This is a genomic window from Streptomyces sp. R44 (assembly GCF_041053105.1).
Classification (GTDB): domain Bacteria; phylum Actinomycetota; class Actinomycetes; order Streptomycetales; family Streptomycetaceae; genus Streptomyces.
Window position 1 is genome coordinate 4,786,851 of record NZ_CP163444.1, and the last position, 13,277, is coordinate 4,800,127.

At 71.0% G+C, this 13,277-nt stretch carries 12 protein-coding genes; all 12 read left to right on the plus strand.

The window, feature by feature from the left end:
• The first annotated feature begins 54 nt into the window (after window positions 1-54).
• The 12 genes from AB5J54_RS22340 to AB5J54_RS22395 are packed head-to-tail and all read left to right on the plus strand — an operon-like array spanning window position 55 to window position 13,076.
• Window positions 55-897, plus strand: a complete 843-nt coding sequence (locus tag AB5J54_RS22340; RefSeq protein ID WP_369145672.1) for a class I SAM-dependent methyltransferase — start codon at window positions 55-57, stop codon at window positions 895-897.
• Window positions 894-1,937, plus strand: coding sequence for a class I SAM-dependent methyltransferase (locus AB5J54_RS22345; RefSeq protein WP_369145673.1), 1,044 nt, complete (start codon window positions 894-896; stop codon window positions 1,935-1,937). Before AB5J54_RS22340 ends, AB5J54_RS22345 begins: the two co-directional genes overlap by 4 nt.
• A gap of 23 nt (window positions 1,938-1,960) precedes the next feature.
• On the plus strand, window positions 1,961-2,851 hold the full coding sequence (locus AB5J54_RS22350; RefSeq protein ID WP_369145675.1) for a diiron oxygenase: 891 nt from the start codon (window positions 1,961-1,963) through the stop codon (window positions 2,849-2,851).
• Window positions 2,852-2,894: 43 nt separating this feature from the next.
• Window positions 2,895-3,767, plus strand: coding sequence for a hypothetical protein (locus AB5J54_RS22355; RefSeq protein WP_369145676.1), 873 nt, complete (start codon window positions 2,895-2,897; stop codon window positions 3,765-3,767).
• 1 nt (window position 3,768) lies between these two features.
• Entirely contained in the window at window positions 3,769-4,224 is a 456-nt protein-coding gene (gene acpS / locus AB5J54_RS22360) for a holo-ACP synthase (RefSeq protein WP_369145677.1), read from the plus strand.
• An 18-nt stretch (window positions 4,225-4,242) separates the two neighbouring features.
• Window positions 4,243-4,494, plus strand: coding sequence for a phosphopantetheine-binding protein (locus AB5J54_RS22365; protein WP_369145678.1), 252 nt, complete (start codon window positions 4,243-4,245; stop codon window positions 4,492-4,494).
• Window positions 4,491-5,699, plus strand: a complete 1,209-nt coding sequence (metK, locus tag AB5J54_RS22370) for a methionine adenosyltransferase (RefSeq protein ID WP_369145679.1) — start codon at window positions 4,491-4,493, stop codon at window positions 5,697-5,699. The genes AB5J54_RS22365 and metK overlap by 4 nt, the downstream gene beginning before the upstream one ends.
• 1 nt (window position 5,700) lies before the next feature.
• Window positions 5,701-6,684, plus strand: a complete 984-nt coding sequence (locus AB5J54_RS22375) for a carbohydrate kinase family protein (RefSeq protein WP_369145680.1) — start codon at window positions 5,701-5,703, stop codon at window positions 6,682-6,684.
• The gene (metH, locus tag AB5J54_RS22380) at window positions 6,681-10,148 is read left to right on the plus strand and encodes a methionine synthase (RefSeq protein WP_369145681.1); all 3,468 of its coding nucleotides are present in this window, start codon (window positions 6,681-6,683) and stop codon (window positions 10,146-10,148) included. Before AB5J54_RS22375 ends, metH begins: the two co-directional genes overlap by 4 nt.
• The gene (gene metF / locus AB5J54_RS22385; RefSeq protein ID WP_369145682.1) at window positions 10,145-11,008 is read left to right on the plus strand and encodes a methylenetetrahydrofolate reductase [NAD(P)H]; all 864 of its coding nucleotides are present in this window, start codon (window positions 10,145-10,147) and stop codon (window positions 11,006-11,008) included. Before metH ends, metF begins: the two co-directional genes overlap by 4 nt.
• The gene (gene ahcY, locus AB5J54_RS22390) at window positions 11,001-12,401 is read left to right on the plus strand and encodes an adenosylhomocysteinase (RefSeq protein WP_369145683.1); all 1,401 of its coding nucleotides are present in this window, start codon (window positions 11,001-11,003) and stop codon (window positions 12,399-12,401) included. Before metF ends, ahcY begins: the two co-directional genes overlap by 8 nt.
• A 6-nt stretch (window positions 12,402-12,407) precedes the next feature.
• On the plus strand, window positions 12,408-13,076 hold the full coding sequence (locus AB5J54_RS22395; protein ID WP_369145684.1) for a maleylpyruvate isomerase family mycothiol-dependent enzyme: 669 nt from the start codon (window positions 12,408-12,410) through the stop codon (window positions 13,074-13,076).
• Window positions 13,077-13,277 lie beyond the last annotated feature (201 nt).

Below are 13,277 nucleotides of genomic sequence, written 5' to 3' on the forward strand. Positions count from 1 at the left end.
GCCCCTGAACACGGCCGTCCGAATCACCCGACCTCAACCGAAGGGGGACCTCCTGTGGAGGCCGTATCCCGCACCGCCCAGTGGACCGCCGCCGCGCGCGCCCTGGAGACCGAGCGCGAGGACCGGCTGTTCGCCGATCCCTACGCGCGCACCGTCGCCGACGAGACCGGCTTCGAACTGCTCGCGCGCTACGACGGGGGCGGCATCGTGCCGTTCCTCGCCATCCGCACCACCTACCTCGACCGGGCCGTCGTGAAGGCGGTGGAGGAGCGCGGCATCCGCCAGGTCGTCTTCCTCGCCGCCGGCATGGACACCCGCTTCTTCCGGCTGCCCTGGCCCGACGGCGTCACCGTCTACGAGCTCGACCGCCCGGCCCTCCTGGAGACCAAGGCCGAGATGCTCAAGGATGAGCCGCAGCCCGCCGGTCGCACCCGGATCGCGGTGCCCGTCGACCTCACGCAGGACTGGACCGGCCCCCTGAAGGAGGCCGGCTGGAAGAGCGAGGAGCCCGTCCTGTGGGTGGTCGAGGGCCTGCTGTTCTTCCTGCCCGAGCAGGCCGTACGGACCCTGATCTCGACCCTCTCCGCGCACGCCGCGCCCGGCTCCGTGCTGCTCGGCGACGTCATCTCCAAGTCCGCCCTGGAGAACCCGCTCGCCCGCGGCTTCATGAAGGCCCTGGACGAGGACGGCAACCCGTGGCTCTTCGGCACGGAGGAGCCCGAGGCACTGCTCGCCGACTGCGGCTGGGCCGTGCGCGAGGTCAGGCAGCCCGGTGAGCCCGGCGCCGACTTCGACCGCTGGCCCTACCCGGTGCCGGCCCGCTCGGTGCCGCGCGTCCCCCGCTCCTTCCTGTTCACCTGCGATCTCCCCACGTACGAGGAGGAGAAGGCCGCATGAGCGCCCACGACTTCCACCAGAAGGTCATCACCGACGCCGGCGCCGCCGTCCGCGGTCTGACCGTCGCCCTCGGCGAGCGCCTCGGGCTCTACAAGGCCCTCGCGGAGCACGGCCCGCTCACCGCCGGGCAGCTGGCGGAGGAGACCGGCACGGACACGCGCTACATCGAGGAGTGGCTGCACGCCCAGCTCTCCGCCGGGTACGTCGAGCGGCACCCCAGCTCCCTCACGTACACGCTCCCCGCCGACCACGTCGAGGTCCTCGCCGACCCGAAGGCCGTCACGTACGCCGCCGGGTTCTTCACCGCCCTCAAGGCGCTGTACGCCACCGAGGACCTGCTCGTCGAGGCGTACCGCACCGGCGACGGCGTCGGCTGGGCCGAGCACGACGCGGCCCTGGACACCGGCATGGGCTCCTTCTTCCAGCCCACGTACGAGCACAAGCTCGTCCCGGACTGGCTGCCCGCCCTCCACCAGGTCACCGACAAGCTCGCAGCGGGCGGCACCGTCGCCGACGTCGGCTGCGGCGTCGGCCACACCACCCTCCTCATCGCGAAGGCCTTCCCGAACGCCACCGTCCACGGCTTCGACTACTCCGAGGAGGCCATCTCGATCGCACGGGAGCTCGCCGAGGAGGCCGGTCTCTCCGACCGGGTCGTCTTCGAGGTCGCCTCCGCCGACGACTACCCGGGCTCCGGCTACGACCTGGTGTGCTTCTTCAACGCCCTGCACGACATGGGCGACCCGGTCGCCGCCGCCCAGCACGTCCACAAGTCGCTCGAAGCGGACGGCACCTGGATGCTCGTCGAGTCCAACGTCTCCCCGCAGGACATCGACACCCAGACCCCCGCCGCCCGCATGTTCATGGCCCTGTCCGCCGTGATGTGCCTGCCCGTCGCCGTCGCGCAGCGCGGCCCGCACGCCCTCGGCAACCACTCCGGCGAGAAGGCCTTCCGCGCCATCGCCGAGGAGGCCGGCTTCACCCGCTGGCGGCGCGCCACGGAGACCCCGGTCAACGCGGTCTACGAAGTCCGCCCGTAACCCCACTCCGAAGGAGCGAGAACATGGGCGTTGCCGCCCTCCCGGTCACCGACCGCTTCATGGAGGTCCTCAGCCGCCTCAGCGAGCGCTCGGTCGAGGACTACTACAACCCGTACCAGACCTTCCAGTGGCCCGAGACGCTGGAGGAGGACCGCTTCTGGATGACGCCGGAGCTGCTCACCGTCTACGGCACCGCGCACTACGACACCCTCGGTGAGGAAACGCTTCAGCGCCTGTCGAAGTGGGAGTCCATCAACTTCTACAGCCTCAACGTGCACGGCATCCGCGAGCTCCTCATCGAGGTCGTCGGCCGCATCCACATGCCCGGCTTCGAGGTCCCCTCGGACTTCTTCCACCACTTCATCGGCGAGGAGAACGAACACATGTGGTTCTTCTCCGAGTTCTGCCGGCGCTACGGCCACAAGATCTACGGCTCCACCGCCATGCGCGCCGACGCCGCCTGGGAGCCCGAGGTCGAGAACTTCCTCGTCTTCACCCGCATCCTCTTCTTCGAGGAGCTCGTCGACCACTACAACTCCCGGATGGCGAAGGACTCCTCGCTCTGCCACACCATCCGCGAGGTCAACCGCATCCACCACCAGGACGAGTCCCGCCACATCGCCTTCGGACGCGAGCTGGTCTCCCTGCTGCACCAGCGGATGTGCCAGGCCGTGAGCGCCGAGCGGGTCCGCGAGGTCGAGGCGTACCTCAAGCGGTACGTCGTCTACAGCATCAACTCCCTCTACAACCCGCACGTGTACAAGGACGCCGGCGTCGCCGACCCGCTCGCCCTGCGCAACGCGCTGATCGCCGACGAGTCCCGCCGCGCCCACGAGCGCAAGGCGATCCGCAAGCCGCTCTCCTTCTTCCTGAAGACCGGCATCTTCTCCGACGACACCCTGCCCGTTCTCTGAGCGACCCCCTCACCTGAGAGCCCTCACCCGAGAGGCACCGACCATGACCTTGACGACCCCCGAGAAAGGCGTCGGGTCCGCCACGGGCCTGCCCTCGCTCGGCCCGGAGGGGACCCGCCTGCTGCGGCTCCTCGACGACACCTTCGAGGGCTGGGGGGTGGCCGCGGGCGCCCGCCCCATGACCATGCCCCCGCTCCTCCCGGCCGCCGACCTCGCCAAGCTCGACTACTACGACAACTTCCCCCACCAGGCCGTCGTCGCCGCCCCGCTCGACCTGGAGCGCCGCGCGACCACGCCCTTCGACACCACCGCCGGCCGCTTCCCGAGCGACGCGCTCGAACCCGCCGCGCTCGGACTGCCCTCGGCGTCCTGCTACGCCGTCTACCTGACCCACCAGGGCACCCGGGTCGCCGACGACACCCTCGTCACGATCTGCTCCTGGTGCTTCCGCAAGGAGACGCACTACGAGGGCATGCGGCGCCAGCTCGGCTTCCGCATGCGGGAGATCGTCGCCATCGGCGGCCGTGAGCACGCCGAGAACCACCTCGCCGAGTTCACCACCCGCATCCAGTCCTTCGCGAAGGCGCTCGACCTGCCGCTGCGCCGGGAGGCCGCCTGCGACCCCTTCTTCGACAAGGGCAGCTCCAAGGCGGTCCTCCAGCGGCTCACCCCGGTGAAGTACGAGTTCCTGTACGAGGACCTGGCGATCGCCTCGGTCAACACGCACCGGAACTTCTTCGGCGAGCGCTGCGACATCACCCTGGCCTCGACCGGCGGACCGGCCTTCACCAGCTGTGTCGCCTTCGGCCTGGAGCGCTGGCTGTCGGCGCTGACCCGGCGCCACGGCAGCTGGGAGGCCGCCGAGCGGGCCGTCCTCGACGCCGGTGCGAGTGGCGCGGCCGGGCCGGTGATCTGACGTGCCGGCCCGTCCCGCCGCCCCGCCGGCGGGCGGCCTGGGGTGGGCGAACCTCGGCATGGACATCGTGTCCGTCAACCGTGTCCGCAGGCTCCTCGCCCAGTACGGGGAGCGGTTCTTCGAGCGGATGCTCACTCCCGGCGAGCTCGCCGACTGCCGCACCTCCTCCGGGCTCGACGTCCTGAGCCTGTGCGGGCGGATCGCGGCGAAGGAAGCGGCGTTCAAGACCTTACGGGTCCGCGGCAGGTTCCTGCCGTGGCCGGACATCGTCGTGCGGCGTTCCGAGGGCGGCTGGCCGCTCGTGGAGCTGCACCGGGCGGCCGCCGAGATGGCCGCGGAGTCCGGCATCACCGAGATCACCGTGTCCATCAGCCACGACGTGGACTACGCGGTGGCCGTGGCCGCCCCGATCATCGCCCCCACCCCTTCCGTATCCAGCACCTCAATCGAGCAGTAGCGAACAAGGAGAGCAACCATGGCCGACGGCCTGCAGACGGTGAAGAACTGGATCCTCGAGCGTCACCCCGAGCGCGACGACATCGCCGCCGACCTCGACCTGATCGAGAACCGGCTCATCGACTCGCTGTCCTTCGTCGAGTTCGTCTTCCTCCTGGAGCAGGAGAGCGGCACCGCCATCCAGATGGAGACCCTGGAGGTCGACTCCATCCGCACCCTCGGCGCCATCGAGCAGCACTTCTTCAAGACCCCGGCGGAGGCCCAGGCATGAGCCGGCGCCTCTTCACCTCGGAGTCCGTGACCGAGGGCCACCCCGACAAGATCGCCGACCGGATCAGCGACACCATCCTCGACGCGCTGCTCGCCGAGGACCCCCACTCCCGGGTCGCCGTGGAGACGCTGATCACCACCGGTCAGGTCCACATCGCCGGCGAGGTCACCACGTCCGCGTACGCGCCGATAGCCCAGCTGGTCCGCGACGCCGTCCTCGACATCGGCTACGACTCCTCCGCGAAGGGCTTCGACGGCGCCTCCTGCGGCGTGTCGGTGTCCATCGGCGCCCAGTCGCCGGACATCGCGCAGGGCGTCGACACCGCCCATGAGGCCCGGGTCGAGGGCGTGGACGACGAGCTGGCGGCCCAGGGCGCCGGCGACCAGGGCCTGATGTTCGGCTACGCCTGCGACGACACGGCCGAGCTGATGCCGCTGCCGATCGCGCTCGCCCACCGCCTGTCGCGGCGGCTCACCGAGGTCCGCAAGGACGGCACCGTGCCGTACCTGCGCCCGGACGGCAAGACGCAGGTCACCATCGAGTACGACGGGGACCGCCCGGTCCGCCTCGACACGGTCGTCGTCTCCTCGCAGCACGCGGCGGACATCTCCGTGGAGGGCCTGCTGACGCCGGACGTCCGCGAGTACGTCGTCGAGCACGTCCTCAAGGAGCTCGTCGAGGAGGGCGTGAGCCTGGAGTCCGACGGCTACCGGCTCCTGGTCAACCCGACCGGGCGCTTCGAGGTCGGCGGCCCGATGGGCGACGCCGGACTCACCGGCCGGAAGATCATCATCGACACGTACGGCGGGATGGCCCGGCACGGCGGCGGCGCCTTCTCCGGCAAGGACCCGTCGAAGGTGGACCGCTCGGCGGCGTACGCGATGCGCTGGGTCGCGAAGAACGTCGTCGCGGCCGGCCTGGCGAAGCGCTGCGAGGTGCAGGTCGCCTACGCCATCGGCAAGGCGGAGCCCGTCGGCCTCTTCGTGGAGACCTTCGGCACCGGCACCCTCCCGGACGAGAGGATCCAGGAGGCCGTGAGCGAGGTCTTCGACCTGCGCCCGGCGGCGATCATCCGCGATCTGGACCTCAAGCGGCCGATCTACGCGGCGACCGCGGCGTACGGCCACTTCGGGCGCGAGCTCCCCGAGTTCACCTGGGAGCGCACCGACCGCGTGGAGCGGTTGAAGAAGGCAGCGGGGGTCTGAAATGCGCATCGCTGTCACGGGATCCATCGCGACCGACCATCTGATGACCTTCCCCGGCTGGTTCAGCGAGCAGCTGCTCGCCGACCGGCTCGACCGGGTCTCCCTGTCGTTCCTCGCCGACAACCTGGAGGTCAGGCGCGGCGGAGTGGCAGCGAACATCGCCTTCGGACTCGGTGTCCTCGGCCTGCGGCCGGCCCTCGTGGGCGCGGTCGGCGCCGACTTCGAGCCGTACCGGGTCTGGCTGAAGGACCACGGTGTGGACACCGACTCGGTGCGCATCAGCGAGTCGCTCCACACCGCCCGCTTCGTCTGTACCACCGACCGGGCCCAGAACCAGATCGCCACCTTCTACGCGGGGGCGATGGCCGAGGCGCGGGAGATCGACCTCCGCGAGGTCGTCGCCCGCACCGGCCGTCTGGAGCTGGTCCTGGTCTCCCCGGACGACCCCGAGGCCATGCTCCGGCACACCCGCACCTGCCGTGACCTGGGGATCCCCTTCGCCGCCGATCCGTCGCAGCAGCTGGCGCGGCTCGACGGGGAGCAGGTGCGGGAGCTGGTGGACGGGGCCCGGTTCCTGTTCACCAACGAGTACGAGACGGCCCTCCTCCTGGAGAAGTCCGGCTGGACCGAGGCCGAGGTGCTGCGCCGCGTCGACACCTGGGTCACCACCCACGGCGAGGCCGGCGTCCGCATCCGCGGCGAGGGCCGGGATTCGCTGGCCGTGCCGGCCGTCGAGGTCCCCGCGGTCGTCGACCCGACCGGTGTCGGCGACGCCTTCCGGTCCGGCTTCCTCGCCGGATGGCTGTGGGGCGTGCCGGAGCGGTGCGCGGCGCAGCTGGGCTGCGCGGTCGCGGCGACCGTCCTCGACTACGTGGGGACGCAGGAGTACCGGCTGCACCGGGACCCGCTCCTGGACCGCATCAGGACGACGTACGGGGTGGGCTGCACGGCCACCCTCGTCACCCATCTGAGGGGGCTGTCATGAGCGCGGCCCGGCGGTCGCTCAGGGAGGAGTTCGCGACGCGGGTCGTCGTCGCCGACGGGGCGATGGGCACCATGCTCCAGGCCGCCGATCCGACGATGGACGACTTCCGGAACCTGGAGGGCTGCAACGAGATCCTCAACCTCACGCGCCCCGACATCGTCGCCTCCGTCCACGACGCCTACTTCTCGGTCGGCGTGGACTGCGTCGAGACCAACACCTTCGGCGCGAACCTGGCCGCCCTCGCCGAGTACGGCATCGAGGACCAGGTGTACGAGCTGTCCGAGGCCGGCGCCCGGATCGCCCGCGCCTCCGCCGACGCCCACACGGCCGCCGACGGCCGCCCCCGCTGGGTCCTCGGCTCCATGGGGCCCGGTACGAAACTGCCGACCCTGGGCCACGTCACGTACGAGCCCCTCCGCGAGGCCTTCCAGCAGAACGCCGAGGGCCTGATCCGGGGCGGCGCCGACGCCCTGCTCATCGAGACCTCGCAGGACCTGCTCCAGACGAAGGCGGCCGTCATCGGCGCCCGCCGGGCCCTGGACTGGGTCGGCGTGGACCTGCCGGTCATCGTGCAGGTCACGGTGGAGACGACCGGCACGATGCTGCTCGGCTCGGAGATCGGGGCCGCCCTGACGGCCCTGGAGCCGCTCGGCATCGACATGATCGGCCTGAACTGCGCCACGGGCCCGGTGGAGATGGCCGAGCACCTGCGGTACCTCTCCCGGCACGCCCGGATCCCGGTCTCGGTGATGCCGAACGCGGGCCTGCCGGTGCTGACGGCCGACGGCGCGCACTACCCGCTGTCGCCGGCCGAACTGGCCGACGCCCAGGAGAAGTTCGTACGGGAGTACGGGCCGGCCCTGGTCGGCGGCTGCTGCGGCACGACCCCCGAGCACCTGCGGGAGATCGTGGAGCGGGTCCGGGGCGCGGCCGTCCTCGACCGGAGGCCCGTGGCGGAGCCGGGCGCGTCGTCGCTGTACAGCCATGTGCCGTTCCGGCAGGACACCTCGTACCTGGCGATCGGCGAGCGGACCAACGCCAACGGCTCGAAGAAGTTCCGCGAGGCCATGCTGGAGGGCCGCTGGGACGACTGCGTCGAGATGGCGCGGGACCAGATCCGCGAGGGCGCGCACCTGCTCGACCTGTGCGTGGACTACGTGGGCCGGGACGGCGCCGCGGACATGGCGGAGCTGGCGGGCCGGTTCGCGACCGCGTCGACGCTGCCGATCGTCCTGGACTCCACCGAGGTGGACGTCCTGCGGGCCGGCCTGGAGAAGCTGGGCGGCCGGGCGGTCGTCAACTCGGTGAACTACGAGGACGGCGACGGGCCCGAGTCGCGGTTCGCGCAGGTCGCGGCGCTCGCGAAGGAGCACGGTGCGGCGCTGATGGCGCTGACGATCGACGAGGAGGGCCAGGCGCGGACGGTCGGGGCGAAGGTCGCGATCGCCGAGCGGCTCATCGCCGACCTCACGGGGAAGTGGGGGATCAGGGAGTCGGACATCCTGATCGACACCCTCACCTTCACGATCTGCACGGGCCAGGAGGAGTCGCGGGGCGACGGCATCGCGACGATCGAGGCGATCCGCGAGCTGAAGCGCCGCCACCCGGACGTGCAGACGACCCTGGGCCTGTCCAACATCTCCTTCGGCCTCAACCCGGCCGCGCGGATCGTGCTGAACTCGGTCTTCCTCGACGAGTGCGTGAAGGCCGGTCTCGACTCGGCGATCGTGCACGCGTCGAAGATCCTGCCGATCGCCCGCCTGGAGCCGGAGCAGGTGGAGGTCGCGCTCGACCTGATCCACGACCGGCGCCGGGAGGGCTACGACCCGCTGCAGCGGCTCCTGGAACTGTTCGAGGGCGCGACGGCGAAGTCCCTGAAGGCGGGGAAGGCGGAGGAGCTGCTGGCGCTGCCGCTCGACGAGCGGCTGAAGCGCCGCATCGTCGACGGCGAGAAGAACGGCCTGGAGGCCGACCTCGACGAGGCGCTGGCCGGGCGGCCGGCGCTGGAGATCGTCAACGACGTGCTCCTCGACGGCATGAAGACCGTCGGCGAGCTCTTCGGCTCGGGCCGGATGCAGCTGCCGTTCGTGCTCCAGTCCGCCGAGGTCATGAAGACGGCGGTGGCCCATCTGGAGCCGCACATGGAGAAGTCCGACGCCGAGGGCAAGGGCACGATCGTCCTCGCCACCGTCCGCGGCGACGTCCACGACATCGGCAAGAACCTCGTCGACATCATCCTCTCCAACAACGGCTACAACGTCGTCAACATCGGCATCAAGCAGCCCGTCTCCGCGATCCTGGAGGCCGCCGAGGAACACAACGCCGACGTCATCGGCATGTCCGGCCTCCTCGTGAAATCCACCGTGATCATGAAGGAGAACCTGGAGGAGCTGAACGGCCGGGGACTCGCGTCCCGCTTCCCCGTGATCCTCGGCGGGGCGGCCCTGACCAGGGCGTACGTCGAGCAGGACCTGCACGAGCTGTACCAGGGCGAGGTCCGCTACGCCCGCGACGCCTTCGAGGGCCTGCGACTGATGGACGCGCTCATGGGCGTGAAGCGGGGCGTCCCCGGAGCCGTGCTCCCGGAGCTGAAGCAGCGCAGGGTGCCCAAGCGGCCCGCGGTGCTTCCGGAGGTACGGGAGCCCGAGCCGCCCGGCCGCTCCGACGTCGCCGCCGACAACCCCGTACCCGAGCCCCCCTTCCTCGGCACGAAGGTCGTCACCGGCATCCCGCTCGCCGCGTACGCCCCCTGGCTCGACGAGACCGCCCTCTTCAAGGGCCAGTGGGGGCTGAAGGACGCGGGGACCATCGAGACGGAGGGCAGGCCGCGGCTGCGGGCGCTGCTCGACCGGATCGAACGCGAGGGCCTGGTCGAAGCAGCCGTCGTCCACGGCTGGTTCCCCTGTGTGTCCAAGGGCGACGACCTGATCGTCCTGGACGAGGACGGAGGCGAGCGGACCCGCTTCTCCTTCCCCCGCCAGCAGCGGGGCCGCCGCCTCTGCCTGGCCGACTTCCACCGCTCCGAGGACTCCGGCGAGGTCGACGCGGTCGCCCTCCAGGTCGTCACCGTCGGCTCGCGGATCGGGGAGGAGACGGCCCGGCTCTTCGCCGCCGACGCCTACCGCGACTACCTCGAACTGCACGGCCTCTCCGTCCAGCTGGCGGAGGCGCTCGCCGAGTACTGGCACGCCCGGGTGCGCGAGGACTGGGGCATCGCCGCCGCCGACCCCGCCGGCATGGACGGCATGTTCCGCACCGAGTACCAGGGCTGCCGCTACTCCCTCGGCTACCCGGCCTGCCCCGACCTGGAGGACCGGGCGAAGATCGCGGACCTGCTCCGGCCGGAGCGGATCGGCGTCCACCTCTCGGAGGAGTACCAGCTGCACCCCGAGCAGTCGACGGACGCGATCGTCGTCCACCACCCGGAGGCGAGCTACTTCAACGCGGGAGGACGGCGCCTGTGACCCCCACGTACTCCTTCGAGTTCTTCCCGCCGAAGACCGACAGGGGCGAGCAGACCCTGTGGGACGCGATCCGCCGCGTCGAGGCCCTGAAGCCCGACTTCGTGTCCGTGACGTACGGCGCGGGCGGCTCGTCCCGCGACCGGACGATCGACGTGACGAAGCGGATCGTCACCGAGACGACGCTGCGGCCGGTGGCGCACCTGACGGCCGTCGGCCACTCGGTCGCCGAGCTGCGGGCCATCATCGGCGCGTACGCGGACGCCGGCGTCCGGGACGTGCTCGTCCTGCGCGGCGACCCGCCGGGCGACCCGCGGGGCCGCTGGACCCCGCACCCGCAGGGCTTCACGTACGCATACGAACTCGTCGAACTCGTCCGCTCGCTGGGCGAGTTCAGGATCGGCGTGGCGGCCTTCCCGGAAGGCCATCCGAGGTCCTGCGACTCCGCGACCGACCTCGCGCACTTCGTCGCCAAGTGCCGGGCGGGCGCCGACTACGCCATCACGCAGATGTTCTTCGACCCCGAGGACTACCTGCGGCTGCGGGACCGGGTCGCCGCCGCGGGCTGCGACACCCCGATCATCCCGGAGATCATGCCGGCCACCGACGTCCGCCAGATCCGGCGCTTCGCCGAGCTGAGCGACGCGGCCTTCCCCGAGGACCTGGCGCACCGCCTGGAGGCCGCGAAGGACGACCCGGCGGCCTCGTACCGCATCGGGGTCGAGTACGCGACGGCGATGGGCCTGCGGCTGCTCGACGAGGGCGCGCCGGGACTGCACTACATCACGCTGAACAAGTCGACGGCGGCCCTGGAAATCCACCGAACCATCCTGAGCGCAAGGAGAGTTGCAGCGCATGTCTGACTTCACCGACTACAAGGTCGCCGACATCGGCCTCGCCGACTTCGGCCGCAAGGAGATCACCCTCGCCGAGCACGAGATGCCCGGCCTGATGGCGATCCGCCGCGAGTACGCGGAGACGCAGCCGCTGGCGGGAGCCCGGATCACCGGCTCGCTGCACATGACGGTGCAGACGGCGGTCCTCATCGAGACGCTCGTCGCGCTGGGCGCGCAGGTCCGCTGGGTGTCCTGCAACATCTACTCGACCCAGGACCACGCGGCCGCCGCGATCGCCGCCGCCGGGATCCCGGTCTTCGCCTGGAAGGGCGAGACCCTGGAGGAGTACTGGTGGTGCACGGAGCAGGCCCTGACCTGGCCGGACTCGCCCACCGGTGGCCCGAACATGATCCTGGACGACGGCGGCGACGCGACGCTGCTCGTCCACAAGGGTGTGGAGTACCAGAAGACGGGCGTGCTGCCCGAGGCGTCGAACGAGGAGCTGGCGGTCGTCCGGGCCCTCCTGGAGACCACGACCCTGGACTGGTCGACGATCGCGTCCGGTATCCGGGGCGTGACGGAGGAGACGACGACCGGCGTCCACCGCCTGTACGAGATGCACCGCGAGGGCGAGCTCCTCTTCCCGGCGATCAACGTGAACGACGCCGTGACGAAGTCGAAGTTCGACAACAAGTACGGCTGCCGTCACTCGCTCGTCGACGGCATCAACCGGGCGACGGACGTGCTGATCGGCGGCAAGACGGCCGTCGTCTGCGGGTACGGGGACGTCGGCAAGGGCTCGGCGGAGTCCCTCCGAGGCCAGGGCGCCCGTGTCATCGTCACGGAGATCGACCCGATCTGCGCGCTCCAGGCGGCGATGGACGGCTACCAGGTGGCGACGCTGGAGGACGTCGTGGAGACGGCCGACATCTTCATCACGACCACGGGCAACAAGGACATCATCATGGCGTCCGACATCGCGCGCATGAAGCACCAGGCGATCGTCGGGAACATCGGCCACTTCGACAACGAGATCGACATGGCCGGGCTCGCGCGGATCCCCGGGATCGTGAAGGACGAGGTCAAGCCGCAGGTCCACACGTGGACGTTCGAGGACGGCAAGGTCGTCATCGTGCTCAGCGAGGGCCGGCTGCTCAACCTCGGCAACGCGACCGGGCACCCGTCGTTCGTGATGTCGAACTCCTTCGCGGACCAGACGCTGGCGCAGATCGAACTCTTCACGAAGACGCAGGAGTACCCGACCGGCGTGTACGTCCTCCCGAAGCACCTCGACGAGAAGGTGGCCCGCCTCCACCTCGACGCGCTGGGCGTGAGGCTGACGACGCTGCGGCCCGAGCAGGCGTCGTACATCGGGGTCCCGGTGGAGGGCCCGTACAAGCCGGACCACTACCGCTACTGAGCCCGCATGTGTACCGACGACACCCGTGACCCGTGGCTCCCGGACCGGCTCCTCCGTACGGAACGGGACCTGCTGATGCCGCTCCTCCGGCGGACACCGGAAGAGGCGTACGAGCTCCGCACCGCGTGCCCCGGCTGGACGGCGCGGCAGGTCCTCGCCCACTGCGGGGCGGCGCTCGTACGGATCGTCGAGGACCGCCTGGAGGAAGGCGTCTTCCTGCCCGAGGCCAACGCCTGCGACGTGGCGGAACGCGAGGACTGGCCCATCGGCCGGATCCTCGACGAACTGGAGCGCGGCCTGACGGAGGCCGGCCCCGTCATCGCCGGGCGCGAGGACGGCAGGCTCGACGCCGTCGCCCTGGGCGAGTGGGTCCACGCCGGAGACGTACGGGAGGCCTTCGGCGAGCCCGGCGCGTACTGCGGCGCGGCGCTGGACCTGGCGCTGCCGCTCCTGTCGGTGACGAGCCGACGCCGGGAGACGCCCCGGCTGGTCGGGGTCCTGGCGGGCCGGGAGGACGATCCGGTGGCCCTCGGCAACGAGATCGAGGGCCGGCCGGCGGCGCGCTTCCACGGCGACGCGGCGACGCTGATCCGGATCTACTCGGGCCGGCCTCTGGTCCGGACCCGCTACGAACTGACCGGCGCGACCGAACACGAACTCCTCATCTACCGCTGACCGGCGCCCACGCCCACCCCCGTGTGGGCCCGCGCCCGGGTGGGGCGGTGCCCCGGCCCACCCCCGTGTGGGCAATCGTCCCGCTGGGGCGGGACGGGTGGGCACACGGGACGGCGCCCTTAGCGGCGCCTCCGCCTTCCGAGCCTGGACCCGCACCCGATGCGCGGCGCACGACGTGGTGCGGGTTCAGGCGCGGAAGCC

Excerpts from the sequence above, each read along its gene's own strand:
- AB5J54_RS22395 (WP_369145684.1), top strand. The coding sequence starts at position 12,408 with ATGTGTACCGACGACACCCGTGACCCGTGGCTCCCGGACCGGCTCCTC.
- metH (WP_369145681.1), top strand. The coding sequence starts at position 6,681 with ATGAGCGCGGCCCGGCGGTCGCTCAGGGAGGAGTTCGCGACGCGGGTC.
- AB5J54_RS22355 (WP_369145676.1), top strand. The coding sequence starts at position 2,895 with ATGACCTTGACGACCCCCGAGAAAGGCGTCGGGTCCGCCACGGGCCTG.
- metK (WP_369145679.1), top strand. The coding sequence starts at position 4,491 with ATGAGCCGGCGCCTCTTCACCTCGGAGTCCGTGACCGAGGGCCACCCC.
- AB5J54_RS22345 (WP_369145673.1), top strand. The coding sequence starts at position 894 with ATGAGCGCCCACGACTTCCACCAGAAGGTCATCACCGACGCCGGCGCC.
- AB5J54_RS22365 (WP_369145678.1), top strand. The coding sequence starts at position 4,243 with ATGGCCGACGGCCTGCAGACGGTGAAGAACTGGATCCTCGAGCGTCAC.
- AB5J54_RS22375 (WP_369145680.1), top strand. The coding sequence starts at position 5,701 with ATGCGCATCGCTGTCACGGGATCCATCGCGACCGACCATCTGATGACC.
- AB5J54_RS22350 (WP_369145675.1), top strand. The coding sequence starts at position 1,961 with ATGGGCGTTGCCGCCCTCCCGGTCACCGACCGCTTCATGGAGGTCCTC.
- ahcY (WP_369145683.1), top strand. The coding sequence starts at position 11,001 with ATGTCTGACTTCACCGACTACAAGGTCGCCGACATCGGCCTCGCCGAC.